We start from the raw sequence: 24,939 nt of genomic DNA on the forward strand, positions 1-24,939 counted from the left end.
CGATTGGGTCCGCACCTTCCCCACCCGGCGCAAAGTCCCTCCCCAGCCAGCCAGTACCGCCCCCGCGCCACCTTGGTCGGTGCCGTCGGGTGGGGCGGCTGGGGGCCGTCGATCACGTCCACCGCGATGTCGCCGACCGTGTCCGCTCGTACCCACCGGGCCGAGCTCTGGCGCAGCAGCTGCACGTTGTCCGGGCACCCCGCGCGGGGCCGGAGGCAAGGCCAAGCGCGCCTCGGCCGCCGGTGGCCGTCAGCCGTCCGACTCCGGGGACGGGAGGAACGCTCCCGGCACCTGCTCCGGGGCGTACACCTGCTTCTCACCCGGGTAGGGCAGCTGCCACCCGTGCGTCTGGTACCAGGTGAAGTGGTTCATCTGCGCCGGGTTGGCGTAGTCGGCGACGGCGTTCGGCCCGGTCAGGCGCTGGTGCGTGGTCCACTCCTGCCACTGCGCGGCGACCTGCTCCTTGTCGGCGGGCACCGCCGACGACGGCACGGGGGCCGCGGCCGGGTTCGGCGCCGCCGGGGTGTCCGGGCCGCAGGACGGCTGGGTGGCCAGGCCCGCCGTCAGCGACGTGCGGTTGGGCAGCGCGGTGAACGGCGTGAAGTCCGGCTTCGGCGTGAAGGCCGCGCTCATCGGCGTCGCCGCGCTGTCCTTCTGGTTCATCGGCTTGACCCCGAGGATCTGCTCGATCGTGCGGATCATCGTGATCTGCGAGTAGTAGTGGCTGTCGACGACGCCGTGCTGGGCGTACGGGCTGATGATCTGCACCGGCGCCCGGTGGCCGTCGACGTGGTCCAGACCGGCCTGCGAGTCGTCCTCGACGACGAAGATCGCCGAGTCCTTCCAGTACGGGCTGTGCGAGATCTCGTCGACGATCCGGCCGACCGCGAGGTCGTTGTCGGCGACCTGGGCGGCGGCGTTCGGCGGGCCGCCGGTGTGGTCGCTGGACAGCCAGAACATGTTCAGGTTCGCCGGCCCGTTCTTTTCGAAGTCGTTCTTCCAGATCTGGTAGCGGTAGACGTCCGGCACCGCGGTGTCGAACTTCGGGAAGCCCGGCACCGACACGGTGTTGAGCGACGGGATCGGCGACGACGACACCAGCGGGTACGCGGTCGGTTCCCCGGTCGCGGCCATGTTCTTGGCGTCGCAGTAGAGGTTCTGCCAGCTCGCGCCGGCGGGCTTGGTCAGGAACTGCTGGAACTCGCCGAAGTCCCGCACCGACTTCCCGGCCGCCTGCGCGCCGGTCCAGAGGAACCCCGAGGTCTGGTGGCCGAGCGCGTCGTCCTCGGTGTCGTAGCTGCGCAGGTACTCCCCCGCCGACGACTCGGTGTACTCCGGGTTGTCGGCCTGCATCAGCCAGTTGTGGCCCTCGGCGGAGTTCGTGCCGATGTCGTAGGTGTTGTCGTAGAGGCCGAACTGACGCTCCAGGGCGTGCTGGTTCGGCGTGACGTTCTCGCCGAACTGGGTCACCGACGGGTCGCCGTTGCCGCGCGGGTCGTCGCCGAACACCTGGTCGTAGGTGCGGTTCTCCTTGACCAGCAGGAAGACGTGCTTGATCGTCGACGGGTCGCCGAGCCGGGCCGGGACCGGCACCGGCTTGCGGTGGCCGTTGTCGTGGGCCACCTGGACCGAGCCGGGCGTCCAGCCGTTCTGCCGGAACACCTTGGCCGTGTACCCGCGGATCGCGGTGTCGGACGGCAGCCGGAACTTCTGCAGGCTCGACGTCGTGTCGTGGGTGCCGTGCCCGGCCGCGGTGGTGGGGCGGCGGGCGTCGATGCCGCGGGTGTTGGAGACCAGGACGTCCTGGCCGGACGCGGCGATCGCCGTCGGGAAGTAGTCGGTCGGCAGCAGGCCGACGTAGCTCACCGGTTCCTGCGCCCGGTGGTAGCGGTAGACGGCGACGGCGTTGGCGCGGCCGAGCGTCACCAGCAGGTGGCCGTCACCGGTGAGGGTGACGCCGTCCGGTTCGTAGCCGACCGTCGCCTCCGGCCACGGCTGGGTCGCGATGGTCTGGACGACCTGGTCGCGGCGGGTGTCGATGACCGACACCGTGTCGCTGGCGGTGTTGGTGACGAACAGCGCGCCGTCCTTGGCGTACACGGCGGTCGGGTGCAGGCCGACGTCGATGCTCTTCGGCGCGGCGGCCGGGTTCGCCAGGTCGACGACGCTGACCGTGCCGCTGGTGGTGGCGCCGGTGAACCGGCTGGCCGGCACCTGGGTGTTGTAGGAGTTCAGCGTCGGCTCGCCGGGCCGGGCCGGGCGCCCGCCTTCGTTGCTGACGTAGAGCTTGGTGCCGATGCGGACGAGGTCACGCGGGGCGTTGCCGACGGCCCAGCTCTGCTTGATCGCGCCGGTCGCCGCGTCGAGGGCGACGACCCGGTTCTGGCCGTTGACGGCGGAGTACACAGTGGACCCGTCGGCCGAGAAGACGGCCTGGGCGACCAGTGCGTGCTTCGCGCCGTCCGCCGGGATCTTGACCGAGGTGGGTGCGGCGACCGTGCCGTCCGGGTTCACCGTGAACTTGGTGTAGCCGTCGGTCTGGGCCAGCCACAGCGCCTTGCCGTCCGGTGAGTGCGACGGGCCCTCCTGGCCGACGTCGTTGCCGGCGATGCGCAGGTCCGCCGTCGCGGAGTTGCCGACGAGCTGCTGCACCTTCCAGTTCTTCAGGTCGACGACGGTGAGCGCGACCCCGCCGTCGGTGGTCAGCGCGGCGAGGTGGCTGCCGTCGGGGCTCACCGAGGACGCCATGATCTTGCCGTTGTTCACGACGAGCCGGTCGCCGATCGGGTCGAGGTACTGGTCGGCGGCGACGACCCGGCCGTCCCCGGTGACCTGGCCGACCTGGTCGTCGCCGAACTGCTGCGTCGACGCGACACCGACCCCGGTGCCGGTGGCGACGAGCACGAGCGTGGCCGACCCCGCCGTCGCGTACCGGAACCGGCGCGCGGCCCGGCCGTCCTTCCCGGCCCGCCGCCTGCGGCGTGTTACCTGCATGGGTTCATCCCTTCGGGTTGGTCGAGGCGAGCAGCTCGACGTTGGCGTCGAACTGCCAGAGCGGGTTGGGCTGGTCCCCGTCGGGGGTCCGCACCTGGAAGTAGCCGTTGACCTCCTTCGGCCCGTCGCCGTCGGCGACGTACCGGCCGTCCGCGGTGACGTCCAGCTGGTAGACCGCCGACCCGGTGGCGGCGACGCCGGGCAGGTGCCAGGTGACGACGCAGCGCCAGTCGTTGCCGGGGCCTTCGGCGTCGACCAGGCCGTCACCCTTGGTGCACGCGGCCGTGGCCGCCAGCTGTGCTTCGGTGACGTCGGGGCGGTTCAGCTGGGCGGCCTGCAGGCGGTAGAGGTGCGCGAACGCGGTGGCGACCGACTGCTGCACCTTGTCCTGGGTGATCCCGGAGCCCAGCGCGGGTGTCGCCGCCGCGACGATCCCGGCGGTGACACCGAAGAGCGCGACCAGCGGGATGGCGGCGAGCGACCGGCGGCCGCCGTGCTCGGCGTTCGTGAAGTCGCGGCGCAGGAAGAGCAGGTACGCGAGCGCCGTCGCGGCCACGGCCCAGGCCAGGCTGACCCCGGCGGCGACCAGCAGCGGCCCGAGCTGGGCGGGATCGGTGAAGAGGCAGTTCCACGCGATGAAGGCGTAGCTGGGCAGGGCGAGCCGGACGGCGACGGGCAGCGGCAGCAGCTGGGCGAGCGCCATGGCGAGGGCGACGACGGCGGGCAGGAGCAGGCCCATCGGCGACCGTCCCCAGAGGACGGACCCGAGCAGCCCGATCCCGGCGAGCGCCAGGGTCGGGGCGAGCACGCTCACCCAGGCGAGGAGGACGTTCGCGGCGGCGGCACCGGGGGTGAGCAGGTGCCCGTCGAAGCCGACGAGGGCCCGGTTCCCGGCGGTGAGCAGGCCGCCGGCGGTGCTGGAGACGGCCATTCCCGCCACGAGCACGAGCAGGACGGTGAGGCTCGCCAGCGCTTTCGCGGCGAACAGCCGCCGCGCGGACCGCACGGCGACGAGCAGGTGCCGCCAGGTGCCGAGGCGGTCTTCGGCGGCGAAGACGTCCCCGGCGACGACGGAGGTGAGCAGCGGAAGGGCGTAGGTGCCGGCGAAGCCGAGCATGACGAGCGGCCCGGCCCACCCGGTGGCGTTCATCCAGCGGCCGAAGAGGGTGTCGACGGGCAGGGAGCTCTGTTCGCTGACGGCGGCGACGAAGACCGCGGGGGCCAGCCAGCAGGCGAGGACGAGCAGGCGGATGCGCCAGGTGGTGAAGAGCTTGACGAGCTCGAAGCGGTAGACGCGGGCGAGAGGGACGGGCCGGGCTGGGGTGGCGACGGGCATCGGGGTGGCCTCCGGCCGGGTGAGTTCGGGACGGCGGGCGGCTGCGGTCATCGGCCGCTCCCTTCCTCGGTCAGTGCGAGGAACGCTGCTTCCAGCGGCGAAACCACCGGCGCGAGCTCGCGCACCGCGACTCCGTCGCGTCCCAGCCGCAGGACGAGTTCGTCCAGCGCGGGTACGAGTGCGCGCACGACCACCCCGTCGGTGTCCCGGGGCGCCTCGACCAGCCGGATCCTGCGCGTCTCATCGATCACCCGGCGGGCGGCGGCCGGGTCCGAGGTCCGCAGCCGGTAGGCCAGCTCGCCGTTCTCCGCGGAGAGCTTGGCGAGCGGGCCGGTGAACACCACGCGGCCGGTCGCGAGGATCGTCACCTCCGCGCACAGCGCCTCGAGGTCGTCCATCCGGTGGCTCGACAGCACCACCGCCGTCCCGGCCGCCGCCAGCCGCTCCAGGACGCCGTGGACGTGCTTCTTGCCCGCGGGGTCCAGGCCGTTGGCCGGCTCGTCGAGCACCAGCAGCTTCGGGGAGGTGAGCAGCGCCGCCGCGAGGCCGAGCCGCTGGCGCATGCCGAGGGAGAAGCCGCGGACCCGGTCGTCGGCGACATCGGCCAGCCCGACCTGCTCGAGGACGTCGCCGACGGCGTGGCCGCCCAGCTTGGCCAGCGCCGCCAGGTTCTGCCGCGCGGTGAGCGACGGGTACAGGCCCGGCCCGTCCACGAACCCCGCGACACCGGCGGGGGCGGTGAGCGCCCGGCCGACCGGCGTCCCCAGGATCTCCAGCCGGCCTTCGTCGGCGACCGCCAGGCTCAGCAGCAGGCCGAGCAGCGTCGTCTTGCCGGCCCCGTTCGGGCCGGCCAGGCCGTGGATCCGCCCCGGCGCGACGTCGAAGTCGATGCCGTCGAGCGCGACGACGTCACCGAAGCACTTGGTGATCCCACGGGCTTTCACGGCCAAGGGTGCGTCCACGCGGAGAAACTTAGGCACCGCAAATGACGGGGGCGGGCTACCGAAGTGAACGCCACGGGAACGCCGCCCGACCGGCCGTCACCGGGCCGGTGAAATGTCCGAGTTAACCAACGCCTTGCCTGGCGGGGATCCACCCGGATCTCCACCGCCGGATGGTCCCGCTCCACCCGGGTGCCGCCCTAACTTCCTTTCCGTCGGAAACACCCGGAAAGGAAAGCCATGAACGAAGTGCTCGGGTTCCTGTTCCTCCGCTTCGCCGTCATCGGCGGCGGAATTCTGCTGCTCGTCCTGCTGCTGGGCGTGGTGGCGATCATCCTGAAGAAACTGGGCCGGTGAGCCGGGTTGCCGCTGAGGGCCGTGCTCGGTGCTGCGGCGGGCGATGACTGGGGTGACGCCGCGGGACCGGAGCAGTCGGCGGTAGTTGTCTTGGTCGTACCCACGGCCGGGATGAAGTCGGCGTGTTCTGAAACCCGGCCGCACGAAAAAGACGACACGCCGGCTCGTTCTGAACTGCCCCCTAAGCCGGGAACCCGCGGCCCAGACCGTGCTGCACCGCGTACCGCAGGGCTTCGATCCGGTTGCGCACGCCGATCTTCGCGAACGCGTTGTTGATGTGCGTCTTCACCGTCGCCTCGGCGATGACGAGCTCGGCGGCGATCTGGCCGTTGCTCAAGCCCGCCGCGATCAGGCCGAGGACCTCGGCCTCGCGCGCGGTCAGCCCGTCCGGCAAGCGGTCCTTCCCGGCTCCCCGGCCCGACAACGCGGACGCCACGCGGCCGGACACGCCGGCGCCGAAGGTCAGCTGGCCGGCGACCACCGCCCGCAGCGCGGCCCCGATCTCGTTGCGGCCCGCGTCCTTCGTCAGGTAGCCGCGCGCGCCCGCCGCCAGGGCGCCGGCGATCGATCCGTCGTCCGCGTACGTCGTCAGGACCAGGACGGCGACCTCGGGGTGGTCGCGGACGATCCGCTCGGTCGCTTCGACGCCGCTCATGACCGGCATCGTGAGGTCCATCAGCACCGCGTCGATCCGGTCGAGCCGCCGCAGCAGGGCGAGTGCTTCGGCGCCGTCGGCCGCCGCACCGGCCACCTCGACGTCGTCGAGCAGGCCCATGAGCGCGACCAGGCCTTCGCGGACGGCCTGCTGGTCGTCCACCACGACCACCCTGATCACCCGCGGCTCCCCCATGATCCCCCTCCCGGCACCGGGAGGCAGGCTACCACCGGACGGCGGCCGGAGAATCCACTGTGGAGGTTCGGAGGGCGGCGCGGCGGGGTGCAAGCGCCGCGCCGCCCTCCGCACGCCTCAGGCCGGGGCGACCGCCCGCCCCGTCTGCGGCGAGATCATCCCCGCGCACAGCCCGCGGCTCGCCAGCGTGCGGGCGATCTGCGGGATGGCGGAGAGGGTGTTGGCCGGCCATTCGTGCATCAGGATGACCTGGCCGTTCGTGAGCCGGGCGTTGGCCGCGACGATCGCGCTGACGCTCGCGTTGTTCCAGTCGCCCGAGTCGACGTCCCAGATGACCTGGCGGAGCCCGTACTTGGCCGCCACCGACTGGACCGTCGCGTTCGTTTCCCCGTACGGCGGGCGGAACAGCCGGGGCGTGCCGCCGCCCCCGGCCGAAATCGCCTGCTGGGTCCGGGAAATCTCGGAATCCACCTGCGCCTGGCTCTGCTGGGTCAGGTGCGGGTGCGTGTAACTGTGGTTGCCCACCCACATGCCCGCGCTCGTCTGGGCGCGGACCTGCGCCGGGTAGGCGGCCGCGTACTGGCCCTCGTTGAACATCGTCGCCCGCAACCCGTTCTGGCGCAACGCGTTCAGGATGGCCGGGGTGTGGGCGTTCGACGGCCCGTCGTCGAACGTCAGGCCCACGTACCCGGTGCACGCGGCCGCCTGGGCCGCCGGCGTGACGGCGATGGTGCCCGCCACGGCGAGGGCCGCCGTGGCCAGAATGGTGATCGACCGGCGCATGGTCAGCCCACCGTGATGTTCGAGTTGCCGCTGCTCTGGTAGCCCTCCGTCGCCAGGATCATGTAGTAGTTGAAGCTGCCCAGCCGCATGCCGGCCCGGCCCCACGCGTCGAAGTGGTTGCCGGTGGTGATGCTGCCGCCGGTCCGCCGCTGCTGGCGCACGCTCCAGTACTGGTTGAACGTCTTGTTGCCTTCGACGGACGGCGCGTTGTAGCGGGTCGTCTGGTAGATGTCGTACGTGCCGCCGTCGCTGGTGACGGTGCCCTTGTACGTCCCGGTCGGCCGCCAGCTGCCCCAGTTGTCGACGATGTAGTACTCGACGAGCGGGTTGGACGTCCAGCCGTAGAGGGCCAGGTAGCTGTTGCCGGAGGGGTTGAAGCTGCCGGAGTAGTTCACCGTCCGGCGGCTGCCGTTGCTCCACCCCTTGCCGGCGACGAAGTTGTTGACGTTGCTCCAGTTGGTCCGGTAGTTGCCACCGGAGGAGAGCGTCATGGAGACCGAGCCGCCGCCGGCGGTCCAGAACGAGTAGTAGTACCCGTTGTCGGTGCCCGTCCGGTTGGACGTGATGACCGTGTCGGCCCAGGCGGTTCCGGGCAGGAATGCGGCGATCAGCGCAAGGACGGCGCCGCCGGCGAACACCCTGCTGCGGCCGCGTTTCTTGGTGAGCATGCTTCCTCCTCGTCGAGGCTGGCAGGCGAGCCAGGATGGGAAAAGCATGCGAGCGGTCCCGCTGGTCGGGCAATAACTTTCGGAAAGTTTCGATGATCGCGCGGGGCGCACCTCGCGTCAACCCCTAGGAATTACAGGGGGTTTCCCGCTTCCGGAAAGCGCTAGCGTTGGCCCCGCACCGTTCTCATTCACCACGGGGGGTTCACATGAAACGAATTGCGGCCGCGGCCGCGCTCGGAATCGTCGCGACGGCACTGCCGGTCACGGCGGGCCCGGCGTCCGCGACGGAGTCGGTCACCTGCGGCAACTACTGGACACCGGGCGCGTCCGGCCCGTCCGCGCGGGATTACCACTGGGGCAACTGCGGTTCCGCCGCCACGAAGATCGAGGTGTGGGGGCTGGCCTACGGCGGCGGCGTCCGCGCCAAGCAGGGCGAGAAGTGCGTGGCCGCGGGCACCTCGGTGCTGCTCGGGCAGACGACCCAGTACCTGGTGACTTCCTTCGAGGGCGTGGACACCCACACGGCCTGCTGACACCCGGGCGGGGTGAGCCGGCTCCGGCTCACCCCGCTCCCCCTTACTCGCGGACGCCGATCGCGTCGATCGGCCGGGCCCGCAGCGCCACCGACGTCGCCACCCCGATCGCCACCATCCCGAGCGCGGCCGCACCGGCGACGATTCCGAAGTAGACGGTGAGCGGACCGGCCGGGACCGGGTTGCCCCGCAGCCCGAAGTTGAGCAGCGCCAAGGGGACCAGGGCCACCAGCGTGCCCAGCACGATCGCGATCCCGACCGTGGCCAGTGCTTCGAGCCGCATCATCCGGGTCACCTGGCGGCGGGTCGTGCCGACCAGCCGCAGCAACGCGAACTCGCGGCCGCGCTGCGCGGTCGTCAAGACCAGCGTGTTGGCCACCGAAATCGCGAGGTACCCGACGATGACGCCGGCCGCGACCAGGTTCAGGTAGAACTGCGCCTGCCGCTCGCCGCCTTCCGGCGCGGTGATGACGGACGCCGGGGCCACCACCAGTCCCGGGTAGGGCAACGCACTCAGCGCCGAGGCGACCGCGCCCGCGTCGGCGCCGGGCTGCCGCCGGATCAGCACCGAATCGTCCAGCCGGCCGCCGATGTGCTCGCGGGCCAGCGCGACCGGCAGCACGAAGTCGCCGAACGCCAGGTCGTGCGTGTAGGTGGCGACCAGCCGCAGCTTCGCCGGGACGCCGTCACCGAAGTAGAACTCGACCTCGTCGCCGAGCTTCTTCTCCAGCCAGTCCGCTTCCGCCCGGCTCAGCGCCACGGTGTCCCCGGTCAGGTCGGCGAGCCGGCCGGCGTCGACGCCCAGCTCGAGCGCGGCCCCGGCCCGGTCGCCCGCCAGGCCCTGCGCGGGGGTCCGCTGGACCTCCACGCCGTCGCCGACCGGCGTCGCGGTGATCACCGACGTGCGGACCACCGGCGTCGCCGCCGCGACCCCGGGTACCCGGCCGGCCGCCGCGGCCACCTCGGGCGAGAGCCCACCCGGTGCGGTGAGCACGTAGTCGGCGGTCGTCGACCGCGCCGACTCCTGCTGGGCCGCCGCCGCGGTCGCGGTCGGCCCGTAGAAGGTGGCGAGCGCGAACGCCACGGCCAGCATCAGCGGGGTCACCGCCGCGGCGACGCGCCGGGCGTTGGCGTGGGCGTTCGCCCCGGCGAGGTACCCGCTGATCCGCCAGACCCGCGCGAGCACCGGGGCCAGGAACCGGGTGACCAGCCCGGTCACCTGCGGGCCGACCACGGCCAGCCCGATGACGACGACGAGGGTGGACATCGTCGAGATCGCGGCGGCGATGTCGCCGCGCAGGAACAGCGGGACGAGCGCGCCGCCGACGCCGGCCAGCACCAGGGCCCAGCCGGTGAGCAGCCGGCCGCGGCCCAGCTCACGGCGTTCCACCGCGGCCTCGCCGAGCGCTTCGACGGGCCGGATCGACGACGGCCGCCGCGAGGCCGCCCAGGCCGCCAGCCGGGCCGCGCCCAGGCCGAGCAGGACCGCCGCCGCCGGCGGGAGCGGGCTGATCGCCAGCCCGAAGTCGGCCGGGATCACGCCGATCGCGGCGAACGCGTCCCGCAGGCCACCGGCGACCGCCAGGCCCAGCAGGCTGCCCAGCACGCCGGCGACGAGCGCGATCAGCGTCGTCTCGGTGCCGATGAGCTTGCGGATCTGCCGCGGGGTGGCCGCGACCGCACGCAGCAGGGCGAACTCCCGGCGGCGCTGGTTGATGGTCAGGGCGAGGGTGCTCGCCACCACGAACACCGCGACCAGCAGCGCGAACCCGCCGAACGAGCCGGCGATGGCCAGCAGCAGCACCCGGGTCTGGCTGACGTCGAGGAACTCGATGCTGCTGCGCTCGACGCCGGTGGTCACCTCGGCGCCGCCGGTGACCGCCCGCACCCGGTCGGCGAGCGTCTCCGGCGCCACGCCGGGGTCGGCGAGGACGCCGATCGCGTGCACCTGGCCGGGGCGGCCGGCCAGCTCGGCGGCCCGGCCGGGGGTGAAGAACAGGGCGGCTTGGCGCGCGGTGCCGTCGACGACGCCGCTCACCTTGAACGGCGCCGGCCCGGACCGGGTGGTGATCCGCACCTGGCCGCCGACGCCGACGTCGGCCCGGCGGGCGAGGTCGGCGTCCAGCACGACCTCGTCCGCGGTGGCGGGCGCGGTTCCGCCGCGCAGGGTGAACGGTGCCAGCACGGCCGCGTCCCAGTTGTGGCCCAGTGACTCGCGGTCGGCGAGCACCCGGCCGTCGCGGGTGACGACCTGGGCCGGGAAGCTCTGCTCGGCCACGGCCGCGCGCACGCCGGGGACCGCGGCGATCCGCCCGGCCAGTGCCGCCGGGACCGGCGGCTGCTCGCCGACCTGCTCGGAGGACAGGACGTCGGCGCCGGGCGGGCGCACGGACTGGGCTCCGCCGACGACGACGGCCGCGGCGGCGTAGCGCTGGGTGGGGACGCCGGCGCGCAGGCCGGATTCCATGAGGATGCCGCAGGCGGCGACCAGGGCGGTGCCGCAGAGGATGGCGATGAAGGCGCCGGCGAACCCGCCGAGGCGGCTCCGGATCGTCTGCCAGGCGAGGTCCAGCACGCTCACCACTCCCCGAGGTGCGTCATCCGCTCCGCGACCCGCTCGGGGGTGGGGTGCGGGAGGTGGCCGGCCAGCTTGCCGTCGGCCAGGAAGAGCACGCCGTGCGCGGCGGAGGCCGCGACCGGGTCGTGGGTGACCATCAGCACGGTCTGGCCCATCTGCTCGACGATCGCGCGGAGCAGGTCCAGGACCTGCCGCCCGGTGCGGGTGTCGAGGGCGCCGGTCGGCTCGTCGGCCAGCACGACCTCGGGCCGGGTGACCAGGGCCCGCGCGATCGCGACGCGCTGCTGCTGCCCGCCGGACAGCTCGGCCGGGCGGTGCTCCAGCCGGTTCGCGATCCCGACGCCGTCGACGACCTGCCGCAGCCACTGCGGGTCCGGTTTGGTGCCGGCCAGCCGCAGCGGCAGGGTGATGTTCTGCAGCACGTTCAGCGACGGCAGCAGGTTGTAGGCCTGGAAGACGAACCCGATCCGGGTGCGCCGCAGCTCGGTCAGCTGGCGTTCCTTGAGCCGGCCGATTTCGGTGCCGCCGAGCAGCACGCGCCCCGACGTCGGCCGGTCGAGGCCGGCCGCGCAGTGCAGGAAGGTGCTCTTGCCCGAGCCGGACGGGCCCATCACGGCGGTGAACGTCCCCCGGGCCACTTCCGCCGACACGCCGTCGAGCGCGGTGACGGCGCCGTCACCGGAGCCGTACACCTTCCGCACCCCGGTCAGTTCCAGCGCATTCGCTGTCGTCATTGCGATCCCCTTCGTTCTCTCCCAAGGAAAACTAGGGCGGCGCGGACGGCGGATCGATCCTGTGGGGAGGTGGATGCGGGGTAGCGCCAGCACTACCCCGGGGGTGGGGTGGGACACTGTGGCCGTGACGACCCGCTTGCGCGAGTGCTGGTCGGCGGTTCGTTACCTCGTGGTCGGCGCCGGCACGTCGCTGCTGTCGATGTTCGCCCTGACCGGGCTGTTCGCCGTGGTCCTGCTGTGCCCGTTCGGCGTCGGGATCCCGTCGCTGGCGCCGATGATCCGGCTGTCCCGGTGGCCGGTCGGGGTGGATCGCCGCCAGGCCGCGCGCCACCTCGGCGAGCCGATCCCCGAGCCGTACCGCGACGGCTCCCCGCTGAAGGACCCGGCGACCCGCCGCGACCTCGCGTGGCTCGGCCTCCACGCGGCGACCGGGACGATCCTGGGTGTGCTGTCGTTCGGCCTGCCGGTGAGCGCGCTCCAGCAGTTCGTCTTCGCCGTCGTCTGGCCGTGGGTGCCCGGCGGCATCGAAGGCCAGCTCGGCGTGGTCGTGAACTCGTGGCCCACGGCGGGGCTGAGCGTGCTCAGCGGGGTCGCGATGCTGGCGTTGTTCCTCCTGATGCCGCGCATCGCCCGGTGGAAGGCGGGGCTCGCGCAGCGGCTGCTGCGGCCCGCGCCCGGCGTCGTGCTGGCGGACCGGGTCGCCGAGCTGACCGCGACCCGGGCGGCGGCGCTGGAGGCCCACGGCGCCGAGCTGCGGCGCATCGAGCGTGACCTGCACGACGGCACGCAGGCCCGGATCGCGGCGGTCGTGCTGCAGCTGGGCATCGCCGGGCAGCTGTACGACCGGGACCCGGCGACCGCGCGCGACCTGCTGGTCAAGGCCCAGGACACCGCGACCGACGCGCTGGCCGAGCTGCGCACGGTCGTCCGCAGCATCTACCCGCCGCTGCTGAGCGAACGCGGCCTGGCCGGGGCGGTGCGGGCGCTCGCCGAGCGCTGCCCGGTGCCCGCCGCGGTCGACGTCGAGTACGAGGCGGGCCGCCCGGCCGCGGTCGAGGCCGCGGCGTACTTCGTCGTCGCCGAGGCGCTGGCCAACGTCACCAAGCACGCCGACGCGTCCAAAGTGGACATCCGGCTCGGCGGCACGGCGTCGTTGCTGTACTTGGAAATCCGCGACGACGGCCGCGGCGGCGCGGTCGAGTCGGACGGCAGCGGGCTGGCCGGCATCCGGCGCCGCGCCGAAGCCTTCGACGGAACCCTCACCCTGACCAGCCCACCCGGTGGGCCGACCGTGCTGCGAGTGGAGCTGCCATGCGGGTCGTGATCGCGGAGGACGACGCGCTGCTGCGCGAAGGCCTCGCCCTGCTGTTGAAGACGGCGGGCATCGAAGTGGCGGCGGCGGTCGACAACGCCGAGGACTTCCTGGCGTTCGTCGAGGGCGACCGGCCCGACGCGGTCGTGATGGACGTCCGCATGCCCCCGACCCACCGCGACGAGGGCCTGCGCGCGGCCGTCCGGGCCCGCGAGATCCACCCGGCGCTGCCGGTGCTGGTGCTGTCGGCCCACGTGGAGACGAGCTACGCGGTCGAGCTGCTGGCCGACGGCGTCGGCGGGGTGGGTTACCTGCTCAAGGAGCGCGTCGGCAAGGTCGAGCGGTTCCTGGACGCCCTCGAGCGGGTGGCGAAGGGCGGCACGGCGATGGACCCGGAGGTGATCGCCCAGCTGATGGCCCGCCGGCGCGCGGCCGATCCCTTGGCGGCGTTGACCGCGCGGGAGCGTGAAGTGCTGGCGCTGATGGCCGAGGGTTACAACAACGGCACCATCGCGGAGCTGCTGGTCGTCAGCGACGGCGCGGTGTTGAAGCACATCCGGAACATCTTCGCGAAGCTGGGCCTGCCGTCCGACGAGGGCGCCGGGCACCGCCGGGTGCTGGCGGTGCTGGCGTACCTCGGCCGGGATGCGGGGTAGCGCAGGCACTACCCCGCATCCGGGTGCGCACGGCATTTCCGTGGTGGCGGCGGTTCTTTAGCGTTGGCGTCATGAACAACGACAACGTTTCGACGCGTCCCTCCACCCCGGTCCTGCTGTGGCTGGTGCTGGTGATCAGTGCCACGGTCAACGCCGGCGGCCTCCTCGTGGGGCTGGATCTGCTGCCCCGGACGATCGCGGGCGGTATCGCGGTCGCGGCGATCGCGGGCCTGGTCACCCACTACGTCCGGCGGCGCAGGCAGGCGTAGGTCGCGAGCGCCCCCGCCACCAGCGCCGCCGCGGGCCAGAAGGGGTTCGCCACCGCCCCGGCCAGCGCGGGGCCGGCCGTGGCGCCGACGTTCAGCGCAGCGGTCGCGTAGGACCCCTTCATCGTCGGAGCGCCCTCCGCCAGCAGCAGGATCCGGGCGATCACCGTGCCCCCGACCGCGAACGACAACGCGCCTTGCGTGAACGCGAGCGTGACGAGCACCGCCGGGACCGGCCCGGCCAGGGCCGCCGCGAGCCACCCGGCGAGCAGCAGCGGCCCACCGGCCGGCACCACCCGTGCGGGCCACCGGTCGGCGAGCCGCCCGGCCGCGGTGATCCCGGCGAAGCACCCCACCCCGAACGCACCGAGCACCACCGGTACCGGAGCGACACCGGCGGCCACCGGCGCCAGGTAGGTGAAGACCCCGAACGTGGCCGCGTTGACCAGCGCCGCGACGGCGAGCACCCCGGCCAGCGGTCGCAACTCCGCCAGCTCGGCCCGCAACCCGACCGGCCGCTCGCCCGCCACGGTGTCCGGAATCGACCACACCGCGGCGAACGCGGGCAGGCACAGTGCCGCCACCGCCCAGAACGCCGACCGCCAGCCGAACGCCGCGTCCAGCAGCGCTCCACCGGGCACTCCGGCGACGCACGCCACCGTCGTGCCGCTCAGCAGGACGGCGAGCGCGCGGCCGGGGCGCGCGAAACCGGTCGCCGCGGTCAGGGCCACGGCGAGGAATCCGGCGTTCGCCACCGCGGCCAGCACCCGCGTGGCGAGCAGGACGGCGAACGACGTCGTCAGCCCGCCCACGACGTGGGTCAGCGCGAAGAGCGCCAGGAAGCACAGCAGTGCCGTCCGCCGCCGCCAGGACCGGGACAGGGCCGCCATCAGCGGTGCGCCGGCGACCATCCCGGCGGCGAAGGCGGAGGTCAGGTACCCCGCCTGCGCCGCCGGGACGGCGAAGGCGGCGGCGATGCCGGGCACCAGCCCGGCCAGCATGAATTCGGACGTGCCCATGGCGAACACGGCCAGGGCGAGGAGGTACAGGGGCACGGAAGCTCCAGGAGATCACGAGATCGGCAGGACGATTTCGTGGTCACCCGGCAACCCGGGAACGGGGGGTTATCGGGCCGCCGGGAAGACCGGCAGCCCGGTCCTGGACGCTTCGGGGCTCGACACGGCTTCGAGACTAGCCGATCACGGGGTCTTCCGGCGCGGGCATGTGCCGGATGCTGTCACTGCCCTTGTGGTCGTGGGCGCGTTCGTACCGGGAATCCAGCACGCGCACCAGCTTGTGCGTCGCCCCGGCGTAGGCGTCGTCTACCGTGGCCGCGTGGTGGGTGACCGCCACCGGCTGCTTGCCGCTGGGCCGGGCCTCGATCACGCACTTCTTGTCTTCCGTCTCGGCGCCGCCGTCTTCGCTGAGGTGCACCTCCACCCGGGTCAGCCACCCGCCGAACCGGGACAGGCCCTGTTCCAGGTCGGTGGTCACGTAGGCGGCCAGCCGTTCGCCACCGTGGACGTTGTGGTCGGTGTTGACCTGGATCTGCACGAGCACCCTCCTCGGCGAGACAACGATGATCCCGATCAGTACCACGGCGGCGGCGAAGTCAAACCGGTCCACTATGGACGGAGGCTGCGCAGCATCAGGTCCGCGAAGTGCTTCCCCACCTGCTCCCCCGAGAGCTCCCCCTCCGGGTGGTACCACATCCCCAGCCGGTGGATCGCGCCGAAGTGGTAGTTGATCACCAGGTCGGCCGGGACGTCCGCGCGGAAGACCCCGGACAGCTGCCCCTCGGCGACCAGGTCGCGCACCCGCTCGTGGTACGTCCGCCGCTCCGCGCGCACCTGGACCTGCTTGGACTTCTCCAGCAGCGGGAACGACTGGAAGAACACCGTCGCCGCGTCGAGGTCGGCGATGCTCGTGACCACGACGTCGGCGATGATCGCGTGCAGCCGCTCGGGCAGCGGCAGGTCCGACTCGGCGATCGTCACCATCCGCCGCGTCTGCATCCGCAGCATCGCCGCGTAGATCTCGAAGAGCAGGTCGTCCTTGGACTCGAAGTAGTGGTACAGCCCGCCCTTGGTGACGCCGGCTTCCTCGACGATCTCGCGGACCGTCGTCGCCTCGAAGCCCTTCTCGGCGAACAGCCGCACCGCCGCCCGCACGACCTTCTCCCTGACACTCATGTCGCCACCCTATGTGAGCGGACGGGCCGGCCCGTGGCACCCACGAGCCGGCCCGGACGTCACTTGCTCACCAGGTTGACCTGCTCGGGAGTGGCCCGCTCACCGGAGTACGGCGTGATCGCGCCCGTCCCCCGGTCGGTGACGGCCGGTGGCTGGAGCACCGTCGTCGTGGTGTCCGGGTTGATCTTGAACACGTACGCGCCCGTGTAGCCGGCGTGCGAGTCCTTCGAAAACCCGAACGGGGTCAAGCCCGGCCCCTTCAGCGCGCCGGAGCTCATCGCGTCGACGACCTTCTGCCGCGTCGGGTCCGGCCCGGCCGCCTTGAGCGCCTGCCCGAACGTGTAGGCCTGCACCATGCCGAACAGCACCGTGTTGGTGAAGGGCTCCTTCGCGATGTACTTGTCGTGGATGCCCTTGAAGTAGGCGACCCACGGGTCCGACGTCTGGGCGACGTCGGGCAGGTACCCGGTGCCGATCAGGCCGGCCAGCAGCTGCCCGCTGGAGACGCTGGCGCCGCCGCGCTTGGCGAAGTCCTGCAGCAGCCCGGACAGCGTCGCCGGGTCCGCGCCGATGCTGCTGACCACGAACTGCGGCTTGTACCCGATCTTCGCCGCGGCCAGGATGGACAGCGCGGTGAACGCCGGGATGCACGCGCAAACCACGACCTCGGCCCCGGCCGCCTTGAGCGCGGACAGCTGCGGCGTGACGTCGGTGTTCGCGCTGTCGTAGCCCTGCTTGGCGACGACCTGGTCCTTGACGAACTGGTCGAGCCCGGCCTGGGTGTCGCGGCCGACGTCGTCGTTCTGCGTGAAGTAGCCGACCTTCTTGCCCGCGAAGGTGTCCTTGACGTACTTGCCCTGGATCTTGCCTTCGCGGGTGTAGTCCACCTGGTACCCGAAGGTCATCGGCGCCTTCTGCGGGTTGTCCCAGGCGAGCGCGCCCGAGGACACCAGCAGGTCCGGGACGCCTTCGGAGTTCAAATACTCGACGACCTTCGAGTGCGTCGGCGTCCCCAGGCCACCGACGATCGCGAAGACCTTGTCCTGCAGCACGAGCTTCTTGACGACCTCGACGGTCTTCGTCGGGTTGTAGCCGTCGTCCTCCACCTTGTAGTCGATCTTGCGGCCGTTGATCCCGCCGCCGTCGTTGATCGCCTGGTAGACCGCGCGGGCCCCGACGGAGATCTTGCTGTAGCCGGGCGCGGCCGGGCCGGTGAGCGGCTGGTGGGTGCCGATGACGACGGCGTCCTTCGTCACGCCGACCGCCGAATCGGCGGCCTGCTGCCCGCCGCCGTCGCTTTCCCCCGCGCCGCCGCACGCGGTCAGCGTCAGGGCGAGGGCGAGGAACCCCGCGCCGTACCTAGTGGTTCTCATGGTTCTCCTTCTTTTCGGCGGGTCGGCGGAGAAGTCCGCGCAGCTTCCGGAAACCGCCCTGGATGCCGCGCGGGAAGGCGAGCACGACGACGATGAGGATCACGCCGTACACCGCGAGCGGGAGGTTGTTGGCCACGTCGGTGTTCAGGTGCAGGACGTCGGCGAGATCCTCGGACCAGGCCTGGAAGTACACGAGCGCGACGGCGCCCCACAGCGCGCCCCACAGGGACCCGAGCCCGCCCAGCACCACCGCGGCCAGCAGGCTCAGCGACAGCGCGGGCGTGAACGAGCCGGGTGCGGCGGTGCCCAGCAGGAACGCCTGCAGGCCACCGGCGAGCCCACCGCACACCGCGCTGACCAGGAAGGCGAGGATCTTCGTGCGGCCGACGGCGATCCCGCTCAGCGCGGCGGCGACCTCGTCGTCGCGGACCGCGCGGAAGTCCCGGCCGAGCCGGCCGCGGACGATGTTCACCACCAGCACCAGCGCGAGCAGCACGCTGAGCCAGACGATCCAGGTCTGCCAGCGCAGTTCCGGGACGCCGACACCGGCCGGTCTGCTGTGGACGGTGAAGTTCAGCCCGTTGCTGCCGCCCAGGAAGTCGGGGAACTTCCGGGTCAGCGCGGGCAGCCCGACGGCCAGCGCCAGGGTCGCCCCGGCGAGGTAGGGGCCGCGCAGCCGGGCCGCCGCCGCGCCGGCCAGCAGCCCGGCGAGCCCGCCGGCGGCCGCGGCCAGCAGCAGGTCGGCCCACAACGGGAACGACGGCACGTGCTTCACCAGCAGCGCCACCGTGTAGGCGCCGATGAACATGAACGCGCCGTGCCCCAGCGACACCTGCCCGGTGAGGCCGGTCAGCAGGGTCAGCCCGGCCACCGCGACCAGGTAGTACCCGATGGTCGCGAGGCGCAGGTTGGTGAACTCGTCGGTGACCAGGGTCAGCAGCACGACCACCGCGAACGCGCCCAGCGCGGCGAGCGCGTGGACGAGCAGCGGCGGCATCGTCCGGCGTTTCTTCTCGGCGGCCACCAGGACCTCGGGTGGTTCGGTGCGCACGCTCATACCCGCCTCACCTTGGCCCGGCCGAACAGTCCGCTGGGCCGCAGCGTCAGCACGACCACCAGGATGGCGAGCGCGGCGATCGTCACCATCTCCGGTCCGAAGTAGCCGGACACATAGGACAGTCCGACGCCGAGGACGAACCCGCCGGCGATGGTGCCCAAGGGGTTGTCGAGGCCGCCGAGCACCGCCGCGGTGAGCGCGTACACGAAGACGCCGTCCAGCACGTTCGGGAAGAGGAACGGCGGGGTGGCCAGCAGCCCGGCCAGCGAGCCGACGGCCGCGGCCAGTCCCCAGCCGGCGGTGAGCATCAGCCCGACCCGGACGCCGAGGGTGCGCGCCACTTCGGGGGCGAACGCGGCCGCCCGCATCCGCAGGCCCAGCGGCGTGTACTTGAACACCACCAGCACCAGCGCGGCGATGGCGACGACGACGAGCACCACGAACAGGTCGTTGGCGGAGAACCGGCCGCGGAAGTCGAAGGCGTACGGGAACGCCAGCGGCTCGTTGGACCAGATCATGCCCGCGACCGCCTGCAGCACCAGCAGCAGCCCGAGCGTGACGATGATCGAGCTGAGCTCGGAGCGGTGCCGCAGCGGCCGGATGAGCAGCCGTTCGGTGGCGACGCCCAGCAGCGTCCCGGCGACGATCGCGACGGCGAACCCGAGCCAGTAGCTGCCGGTCGCCTTCGTCACCGAGTAGGCGAGGTAGGTGGAGATCAGGGCGAGGGCGGGTTGCGCGAAGTTCACCACCCGGGTGGCCCGGTAGATGATGACCAGGGCGAGCCCGAGCGCCGCGTACACCGCGCCGGCCGAGATCCCGCCGAGGGTCAGGTCGAAGAAGTCCTGCATACCGGACCGTTCACCTCCAATTAGGACGGTCAGAAACCCAGGTAGGCGTGGCGGAGGCCGTCGTCGGCCAGCAGTTCCGCCGCGGTGTCGACGGCCACCACCCGGCCGAGCGCGAGGACGTACCCGCGGTCGGCGATGGACAGCGCGGAGTGCGCGTTCTGCTCGACGAGCACGACGGTGAGCCCGGTGGAGGCCCGCAGGTCGCGCAGGATGCCCATGATCCGGGCGGTGATCAGCGGCGCGAGGCCGAGCGAAGGTTCGTCGAGCAGCAGCAGCGACGGCCGGCTCATCAGGGCCCGGCCGATGGCGAGCATCTGCCGTTCGCCGCCGGAGAGCGTCGAGGCGGGTTTCGCCGAACGTTCTTCCAGGGCCGGGAAAAGCTCGTACATCTCTCGGCGGGCGGCGGCCCGGTCGGCGCGGTCCCGCCGCCACAGCGCGCCCAGCCGGAGGTTCTCGTCGACGGTCAGCTCGGTGATGACGCCGCCGCCTTCGGGCACGTGCGCCACCCCGCCGCGGGCGATCCGGTCCGGCGCCAGCCCGGTGAGGTCCTTCTTGTCCCAGGCGATCCGACCGCCGCGGGCGGGGTGCAGGCCGCTGATGGTGCGCAGCAGGGTGGTCTTCCCGGCCCCGTTCGCACCGAGCACGGCGGTGATCCCGCCGCGTTCGACGGTGATGCCGACGCCGTCGAGCGCGCGGACCGCGCCGTAGGCCACGGACAGGTCTTCGATCTCAAGCACCGGACGCCTCCTCGGCGGGGTCGCCGAGGTAGGCCTCGGCCACGCGGGGGTCGGCCTGGATCAGCGCCGGCGGCCCGGTCGCGATCACCTCGCCGAAGTTCAGCACCACCACCTGGTCGCAGACCTGCATGACCAGGTCCATGTGGTGTTCCACCAGCACCACCGCCATCTGCCGCCGCAGCGAGAGGATCAGCGTCGAGAGCTCGACGAGCTCGGCGGACGACAGCCCGCTCGCGGGCTCGTCGAGCAGCAGCAGGTCGGGTTCGGCCACCAGGGCCCGCGCGAGCGCCACCCGTTTCCGCACGCCGTAGGGCAGCACGCCGGGCAGCCGGCCGGCGAGGTCGGCGATCCCGAGTTCGCCCAGGGTTTCCCGGGCCCGCCCGGCCAGCTCGGCTTCGTCGCGGGCCGAGCGGCCGGCGCCGACGAGGGCCGGCAACGCGCCGGTCCGGGCGTGCCGGCCCGCGCCGGCCATCACGTTCTCGAGGACCGTCAGGCCGGGGAAGAGCCCGAGGCCTTGCAGCGTCCGGACGATCCCGAGCCGCGCGAGGTGCTCCGGGCGGTGCCGGACGAGCGGGCGCCCCCGCCACAGCACCCGGCCCGCCTGGGGCCGTACGAAGCCGCAGACGACGTTGAACAGCGTCGTCTTGCCCGCGCCGTTGGGCCCGATGACCCCGACGACGGTGCCGGCGTCGACGCTCAGGTGGACGTCGTGCAGGGCGGTGAGACCGCCGAAGCGCACGGTGAGGCCGTCGACCACGAGCAGGTCTTCGCCGGGAAGCGCCATCGATGACTCTCCTATCCCACCATGTGGACAACGTCGTACCGCGCGGTCGGTATGAAGAGACTGGGCTGCGGCGGCGGTCGTGTCAAGGTGCGAATCACCGAAACCGGACGGGCACCCGGTGGTCTGAAAATTTCGGGATAACAGCCTTTGCGGAAACCCTTGGCCACAGACGAAAAGAGGGCGGGTGCGCGATGCGCACCCGCCCTCCGGCGACCGGTCGCCGGCTCAGCCGGTGCCGGTCTGCGGGGCGATCATCGAAGAGGCGTCGAGCTTCGTCTGGACCACACCCAGCTGCTGCAGCAGGTCCGGCACCCGCTGGATGCGGCGGGCGTCCAGGCTCGACCCGAAGGCGGGCATCACCATCAGGCTGGCGATGTCCTGGTCGACCTTGGCGTTGCGGACGACCAGCGGTTCGATCCGGGCCCGGTCGACCGCGGCACGGGTGGCGTTGAGCATCGCGCGCTGGAACGCCCGCATCGTCTTCGGGTGGTCCTGGACCCACTTGGCGGTGGCGCCGTAGCCGGTGAGCGGGAAGTTCTGGGTGCTGCCGCTGGCGGCGTCGATGACCGGGAACGCGCCCGCGGTCCGGGCGGCCTGGGTGAGGAACGGTTCCGGCTGGTAGGCCGCGTCGACCTTCCCCTGCGCCAGCGCGCCGCTCATCTCCGACAGCGGCATCGGCACCCACTGCACCTTGCCGGGGTCGACGCCGTGGTCGCGCATCACCGACCGGGTCAGCACGTCCGAAGCGGCGTTCTTCGAGCTGATGGCGATCCGCTTGCCCTGGAGGTCGGTCACCGTCTTGACCGGCGAGTTCGGCACGGTGACGACCTCGTTGCTGCGCGGGCTCGCCGACGTCCCGTCGGTCACCAGCTTCACGTCCGCGGAGCCACTGCTCTTGGCCAGGAAGAACAGGGTGTAGGTGGACAGCGCGAGGTCGTCCTGGCCGCTCGTCATCCGGCTGAGCGTCTCCTGCCCGCTGGCGCCGACGTCCGTCTGCACCTCGAGGCCCTCGGCCTTGAAGTACCCGCCCTCCTGGGCCAGCCAGAGCGGCGCGAGGTCGACGGTGGTGAGGATCGCGACCCGGATCGACGGCTTTTCGACGTCACCGGGAGCGGAGGAGCCCTTGAGCTGGCTGCACCCGGTCAGCAGGACGGCGAAAGCCAGGGCGAGCACGGCGAGCCGGCGTGTCGAGGCGCGATGAAGCATGCCACTCCTCGGAGAGAATTATGGGGACCACGGAATACGGCTCGTTCGGCCGTGATCAGCGGGACTGTAGATGACGATTTCCCGGGCCGCAAATGCGTTGCCGAGAAATATGTCCCGTCAGGTTCACGCGAAAGAGTGACAAGAAGGCGAACGGGTAACCTACTGACAGGACGGTCAGGAGGGCCGGAAAGAAACCGTCGTCACACGACCGGGTTTCGTGATCTTGCCACCGCAGGTAGTGACCTCGGGTTGCGCTGATCGTCGTAACGCCACCGAGTGGCGGCGCGACTGCCTGGCGTGACCTCCTCACCCGGCGAACCGGATCCCGCCGACGAGTTGATCAGGCGGATCGAAGAATCGACACCCCCCGGCTACCGGCACGTCGAATCCACGGTCGTCCACCGGGGCGAAAACGTCTACAAAACCGCGACCCTCTATTACGTTCCCGAACAAAGCGGCGACGGGCAGCTGATCCTGGTGGTCAATTCCTGGACACCGCGACCCGATTTCTCCGGGTTCGACCTGCGGCCCGGCGCGAGCGGGTGGACGTGCGAGGACGCCGACATCGCCGAACTGCACCGGTTCCTCTCGGGCCGTTTCGAGACCCCCGCGCCGGACGTCCCGCTCGCCGCCGTCATCCGTAAGGTCCAGACGGGCGAAGCGGACGCGGGCCAATTGGCCCAATTGGCGGAAGCGCTGGCGGACGCCCCGAACGCGGCCGGAGTCCTGGCCGCGCACGGCGCCGGGCAGGTGCTGCTCGACGGCATCCAGGCCGCGAAGCAGCGGGACGTCATCACGGCGCTTTCGGAAGTCGTCCGGGACCCGGCGGCCAAGGAGAACGAATTCCAGAAGATCCTCGAGGAAAGCTGGTGGATGTTCGGTGGAAAGTTCGTCGACAAGGCGAAGCGGCGGCACCTGACGGTGATGACCCAGCTCGACGTCCCGCTGATCCGCGCCGACGGCGCGCTCCACGTCGTCGAACTGAAACGGGCCTGCGTCCCGGATCTCGTCATCCCCCACCGGAACTACTTCGTCGTCGGCCCCGAAGTGAACAAGGCGGTCGGCCAGAGCATCAACTACCTGCGCGAATTCGACGAAGAACGCACCACGATCAAGGAGAAACTCGGCATCGAATGCCGCCGCGCGTTCGCCACGGTGGTCATCGGCGACCCGCAGCACGTGCCGGACCCCAAGGCCCGCGAGCACGTCCCCGACACGCTCCGGACGTACAACGCGCACCTCGGGCGCGTCGAGGTGATCACCTACGCCGACCTCATCCAGGGCGCGGAGAAGGCGCTGGAACTGGCGCCGTCGCCGGGCTAACCGCTGTTCGCGGCCTCGGCGGGGGTCGAGAAGCGGCGCAGGCCGGGCGTCACCGCGCCGACGAGCACCACCGCCAGCACGCACAGCACCCCGCCGCTGACCAGCGCGAAGGTTCCCGAAACGGCGCCCGCGACGAGCCCACCGCGCAGGTTGCCGACGTCCGGACCGGCCTGGCCGACGATCTGCTCGGCGGCCGCGACCCGGCCGAGCAGCGCGTCCGGCGTGGCCAGCTGGACGAGCGCACTGCGCGAGACCACGGAGACCGTGTCGGCCGCCCCGGCGAGGACGAGGCAGGCGAGGCCGAGCCACCGGTCCGGCGCCAGGCCGAACCCGGTCAGCGCGGCTCCCCACAGGGCCGACCCGGCGAGCATCACGCGGCCTGGCCGAGGCAGCCGCGTGAAGGTCCCGGAGAAGACGGACGCAACAACCCCGCCGACCGCGATGGCCGACAGGAACAGGCCGAGCGTGCGCGGATCGCCGGCGAAGCGTTCGGCGTTGACGAGCGGGAACAGGCTGATCGGCATGGAGAGGACGGTGGCGGCGAGATCGGTGAGCAACGCCCCGCGCACAACGGGCGTCCGCACGAGGAAGGCAAGCCCATCGACCACCCCCCGAAGCCCCGGCCGCGACGGCTCGCCATCGGGCCGCATCGCGGGCAGGCCGAAGACGCCGTAGAAGGCGAGGCAGAAGGTGAGAGCGTCGACGACGTAGCAGCCACCGACGCCGACCCACCCGAGAACGAGCCCGCCGAGCGCGGGGCCGAGCAGCATGGCGCTTTGGAAGGCGATCCGGTTCAGAGCGAGCCCGGCGGCCAGCTGGCCGGGCGGCAGCAGCCGCGGAACGAAGGTCCGGGCGGCCGGCCCACCACAGGCGACAAAGCACGACTGGGCGGCGACCAGTGCCAGCACCGCAACAACCGGAACGTCCCCCAGAAACCCCTGCACGGCAAGGAGAATGGAGCAGACGGCCTGCCCGGTGGTGGCAACGAGGGCAACCTTCCGCCGATCAACCCGGTCCACAAGCGACCCGCTGAACAGACCGAAGACGACAATGGGCAGAGCTTGCGCAAGCCCCACGGCCCCGGTCCACAGGGTGCTCCGAGTCAGTTCCCAGACCTGGAACATGACGGCAACAAGGGTCATCTGCGAGCCAAAGCCGGAGAAGACCCGCCCCAGCCAAAGCCGCCGAAAGGGCGGCGAGGCACGGAGCGGACCGAGATCGACGAAGGCGCGGGCCAGAGACACGGAGAGATTGTAACAGTGCTTATACATGACGGGTGAGCAGCAGGAAGCTTGTCATCGGAGGAGCTGGGTGGTCATCCCGTCGCCTGAGGCCGTGAAAATCGCTTTGAGCCGGGCCCGCAACCCACCGCGCAGAGCGGGCCGACTACGCAAGCTTGCGGGCCCGGCTC

The 24,939-nt window shown here is 71.9% G+C and carries 23 protein-coding genes and 1 pseudogene; 5 read left to right on the forward strand and 19 right to left on the reverse strand.

Features of this window, described 5'->3' with window-relative positions:
• Positions 1–249: 249 nt before the first annotated feature.
• From ACWDN5_RS29085 to ACWDN5_RS29115, 7 genes and pseudogenes are all read right to left on the reverse strand, one after another.
• On the reverse strand, positions 250–2,994 hold the full coding sequence (locus ACWDN5_RS29085; RefSeq protein WP_449678518.1) for an alkaline phosphatase family protein: 2,745 nt from the start codon (positions 2,992–2,994) through the stop codon (positions 250–252).
• A gap of 4 nt (positions 2,995–2,998) precedes the next feature.
• A complete protein-coding gene (locus ACWDN5_RS29090; RefSeq protein WP_449678519.1) occupies positions 2,999–4,381 on the reverse strand; it encodes an ABC transporter permease in 1,383 nt (460 codons plus the stop codon).
• Positions 4,378–5,274, reverse strand: coding sequence for an ABC transporter ATP-binding protein (locus ACWDN5_RS29095; protein WP_449678530.1), 897 nt, complete (start codon positions 5,272–5,274; stop codon positions 4,378–4,380). The genes ACWDN5_RS29090 and ACWDN5_RS29095 overlap by 4 nt, the downstream gene beginning before the upstream one ends.
• Before the next feature lie 372 nt (positions 5,275–5,646).
• Positions 5,647–5,769 (reverse strand): annotated as a pseudogene (locus tag ACWDN5_RS29100) (IS5/IS1182 family transposase); the annotation flags it as partial.
• Between the two features lie 40 nt (positions 5,770–5,809).
• Positions 5,810–6,463 carry a response regulator gene (locus ACWDN5_RS29105; protein ID WP_449678520.1) on the reverse strand — a complete coding sequence of 218 codons (654 nt, stop codon included), beginning with the start codon at positions 6,461–6,463 and terminating at the stop codon, positions 5,810–5,812.
• Positions 6,464–6,595: 132 nt separating this feature from the next.
• Positions 6,596–7,261: a polysaccharide deacetylase family protein gene (locus ACWDN5_RS29110; protein ID WP_449678521.1), complete on the reverse strand. Its 666-nt coding sequence runs from the start codon at positions 7,259–7,261 to the stop codon at positions 6,596–6,598.
• Between the two features lie 2 nt (positions 7,262–7,263).
• A complete protein-coding gene (locus tag ACWDN5_RS29115) occupies positions 7,264–7,929 on the reverse strand; it encodes a glycoside hydrolase family 11 protein (protein WP_310975922.1) in 666 nt (221 codons plus the stop codon).
• A 206-nt stretch (positions 7,930–8,135) separates the two neighbouring features.
• On the opposite strand from ACWDN5_RS29115, the gene ACWDN5_RS29120 reads away from it, so the two are divergent.
• Entirely contained in the window at positions 8,136–8,462 is a 327-nt protein-coding gene (locus ACWDN5_RS29120) for a hypothetical protein (RefSeq protein ID WP_310975921.1), read from the forward strand.
• Positions 8,463–8,505: 43 nt separating this feature from the next.
• Here the strand turns inward: ACWDN5_RS29120 and ACWDN5_RS29125 are convergent, their stop codons facing one another.
• Entirely contained in the window at positions 8,506–11,046 is a 2,541-nt protein-coding gene (locus ACWDN5_RS29125; protein ID WP_449678522.1) for an ABC transporter permease, read from the reverse strand.
• Complete coding sequence (locus tag ACWDN5_RS29130) at positions 11,040–11,774, reverse strand: ABC transporter ATP-binding protein (protein ID WP_310975919.1); 735 nt, start codon at positions 11,772–11,774, stop codon at positions 11,040–11,042. The genes ACWDN5_RS29125 and ACWDN5_RS29130 overlap by 7 nt, the downstream gene beginning before the upstream one ends.
• A gap of 124 nt (positions 11,775–11,898) precedes the next feature.
• Here ACWDN5_RS29130 and ACWDN5_RS29135 point away from each other — a divergent pair, with 124 nt between their 5' ends.
• The 3 genes from ACWDN5_RS29135 to ACWDN5_RS29145 all read left to right on the forward strand — a co-directional run bounded on the left by ACWDN5_RS29135 (position 11,899) and on the right by ACWDN5_RS29145 (position 14,011).
• The gene (locus tag ACWDN5_RS29135; protein WP_449678523.1) at positions 11,899–13,098 is read left to right on the forward strand and encodes a sensor histidine kinase; all 1,200 of its coding nucleotides are present in this window, start codon (positions 11,899–11,901) and stop codon (positions 13,096–13,098) included.
• On the forward strand, positions 13,086–13,742 hold the full coding sequence (locus ACWDN5_RS29140) for a response regulator transcription factor (RefSeq protein WP_310975917.1): 657 nt from the start codon (positions 13,086–13,088) through the stop codon (positions 13,740–13,742). Before ACWDN5_RS29135 ends, ACWDN5_RS29140 begins: the two co-directional genes overlap by 13 nt.
• A gap of 71 nt (positions 13,743–13,813) precedes the next feature.
• The gene (locus tag ACWDN5_RS29145; RefSeq protein ID WP_310975916.1) at positions 13,814–14,011 is read left to right on the forward strand and encodes a hypothetical protein; all 198 of its coding nucleotides are present in this window, start codon (positions 13,814–13,816) and stop codon (positions 14,009–14,011) included.
• Here the strand turns inward: ACWDN5_RS29145 and ACWDN5_RS29150 are convergent.
• From ACWDN5_RS29150 to ACWDN5_RS29190, 9 genes are all read right to left on the reverse strand, one after another.
• A complete protein-coding gene (locus ACWDN5_RS29150) occupies positions 13,984–15,027 on the reverse strand; it encodes an MFS transporter (protein WP_449678531.1) in 1,044 nt (347 codons plus the stop codon). The genes ACWDN5_RS29145 and ACWDN5_RS29150 overlap by 28 nt on opposite strands.
• A 172-nt stretch (positions 15,028–15,199) precedes the next feature.
• The gene (locus ACWDN5_RS29155; protein WP_449678524.1) at positions 15,200–15,634 is read right to left on the reverse strand and encodes an HPF/RaiA family ribosome-associated protein; all 435 of its coding nucleotides are present in this window, start codon (positions 15,632–15,634) and stop codon (positions 15,200–15,202) included.
• Positions 15,634–16,200 carry a TetR/AcrR family transcriptional regulator gene (locus ACWDN5_RS29160; RefSeq protein ID WP_310975913.1) on the reverse strand — a complete coding sequence of 189 codons (567 nt, stop codon included), beginning with the start codon at positions 16,198–16,200 and terminating at the stop codon, positions 15,634–15,636. Before ACWDN5_RS29160 ends, ACWDN5_RS29155 begins: the two co-directional genes overlap by 1 nt.
• A gap of 59 nt (positions 16,201–16,259) precedes the next feature.
• Positions 16,260–17,573 carry an ABC transporter substrate-binding protein gene (locus ACWDN5_RS29165; RefSeq protein WP_310975912.1) on the reverse strand — a complete coding sequence of 438 codons (1,314 nt, stop codon included), beginning with the start codon at positions 17,571–17,573 and terminating at the stop codon, positions 16,260–16,262.
• On the reverse strand, positions 17,560–18,630 hold the full coding sequence (locus tag ACWDN5_RS29170; RefSeq protein WP_310975911.1) for a branched-chain amino acid ABC transporter permease: 1,071 nt from the start codon (positions 18,628–18,630) through the stop codon (positions 17,560–17,562). Before ACWDN5_RS29170 ends, ACWDN5_RS29165 begins: the two co-directional genes overlap by 14 nt.
• A complete protein-coding gene (locus ACWDN5_RS29175) occupies positions 18,627–19,478 on the reverse strand; it encodes a branched-chain amino acid ABC transporter permease (protein ID WP_310975910.1) in 852 nt (283 codons plus the stop codon). Before ACWDN5_RS29175 ends, ACWDN5_RS29170 begins: the two co-directional genes overlap by 4 nt.
• A 29-nt stretch (positions 19,479–19,507) precedes the next feature.
• Positions 19,508–20,215, reverse strand: a complete 708-nt coding sequence (locus ACWDN5_RS29180) for an ABC transporter ATP-binding protein (protein ID WP_449678525.1) — start codon at positions 20,213–20,215, stop codon at positions 19,508–19,510.
• Positions 20,208–20,999 (reverse strand): ABC transporter ATP-binding protein, encoded by a 792-nt coding sequence (locus ACWDN5_RS29185; RefSeq protein ID WP_449678526.1) that lies wholly within the window; start codon positions 20,997–20,999, stop codon positions 20,208–20,210. Before ACWDN5_RS29185 ends, ACWDN5_RS29180 begins: the two co-directional genes overlap by 8 nt.
• Before the next feature lie 225 nt (positions 21,000–21,224).
• Positions 21,225–22,205 (reverse strand): ABC transporter substrate-binding protein, encoded by a 981-nt coding sequence (locus ACWDN5_RS29190; RefSeq protein ID WP_449678527.1) that lies wholly within the window; start codon positions 22,203–22,205, stop codon positions 21,225–21,227.
• Positions 22,206–22,502: 297 nt separating this feature from the next.
• Between ACWDN5_RS29190 and ACWDN5_RS29195 the strand changes: the two genes are divergently transcribed.
• Positions 22,503–23,528, forward strand: coding sequence for a Shedu anti-phage system protein SduA domain-containing protein (locus tag ACWDN5_RS29195; protein ID WP_449678528.1), 1,026 nt, complete (start codon positions 22,503–22,505; stop codon positions 23,526–23,528).
• Here the strand turns inward: ACWDN5_RS29195 and ACWDN5_RS29200 are convergent.
• The gene (locus tag ACWDN5_RS29200; RefSeq protein WP_449678529.1) at positions 23,525–24,772 is read right to left on the reverse strand and encodes an MFS transporter; all 1,248 of its coding nucleotides are present in this window, start codon (positions 24,770–24,772) and stop codon (positions 23,525–23,527) included. The genes ACWDN5_RS29195 and ACWDN5_RS29200 overlap by 4 nt on opposite strands.
• Between the last annotated feature and the right edge of the window lie 167 nt (positions 24,773–24,939).

It is taken from the genome of Amycolatopsis sp. NPDC003731, assembly GCF_053586895.1.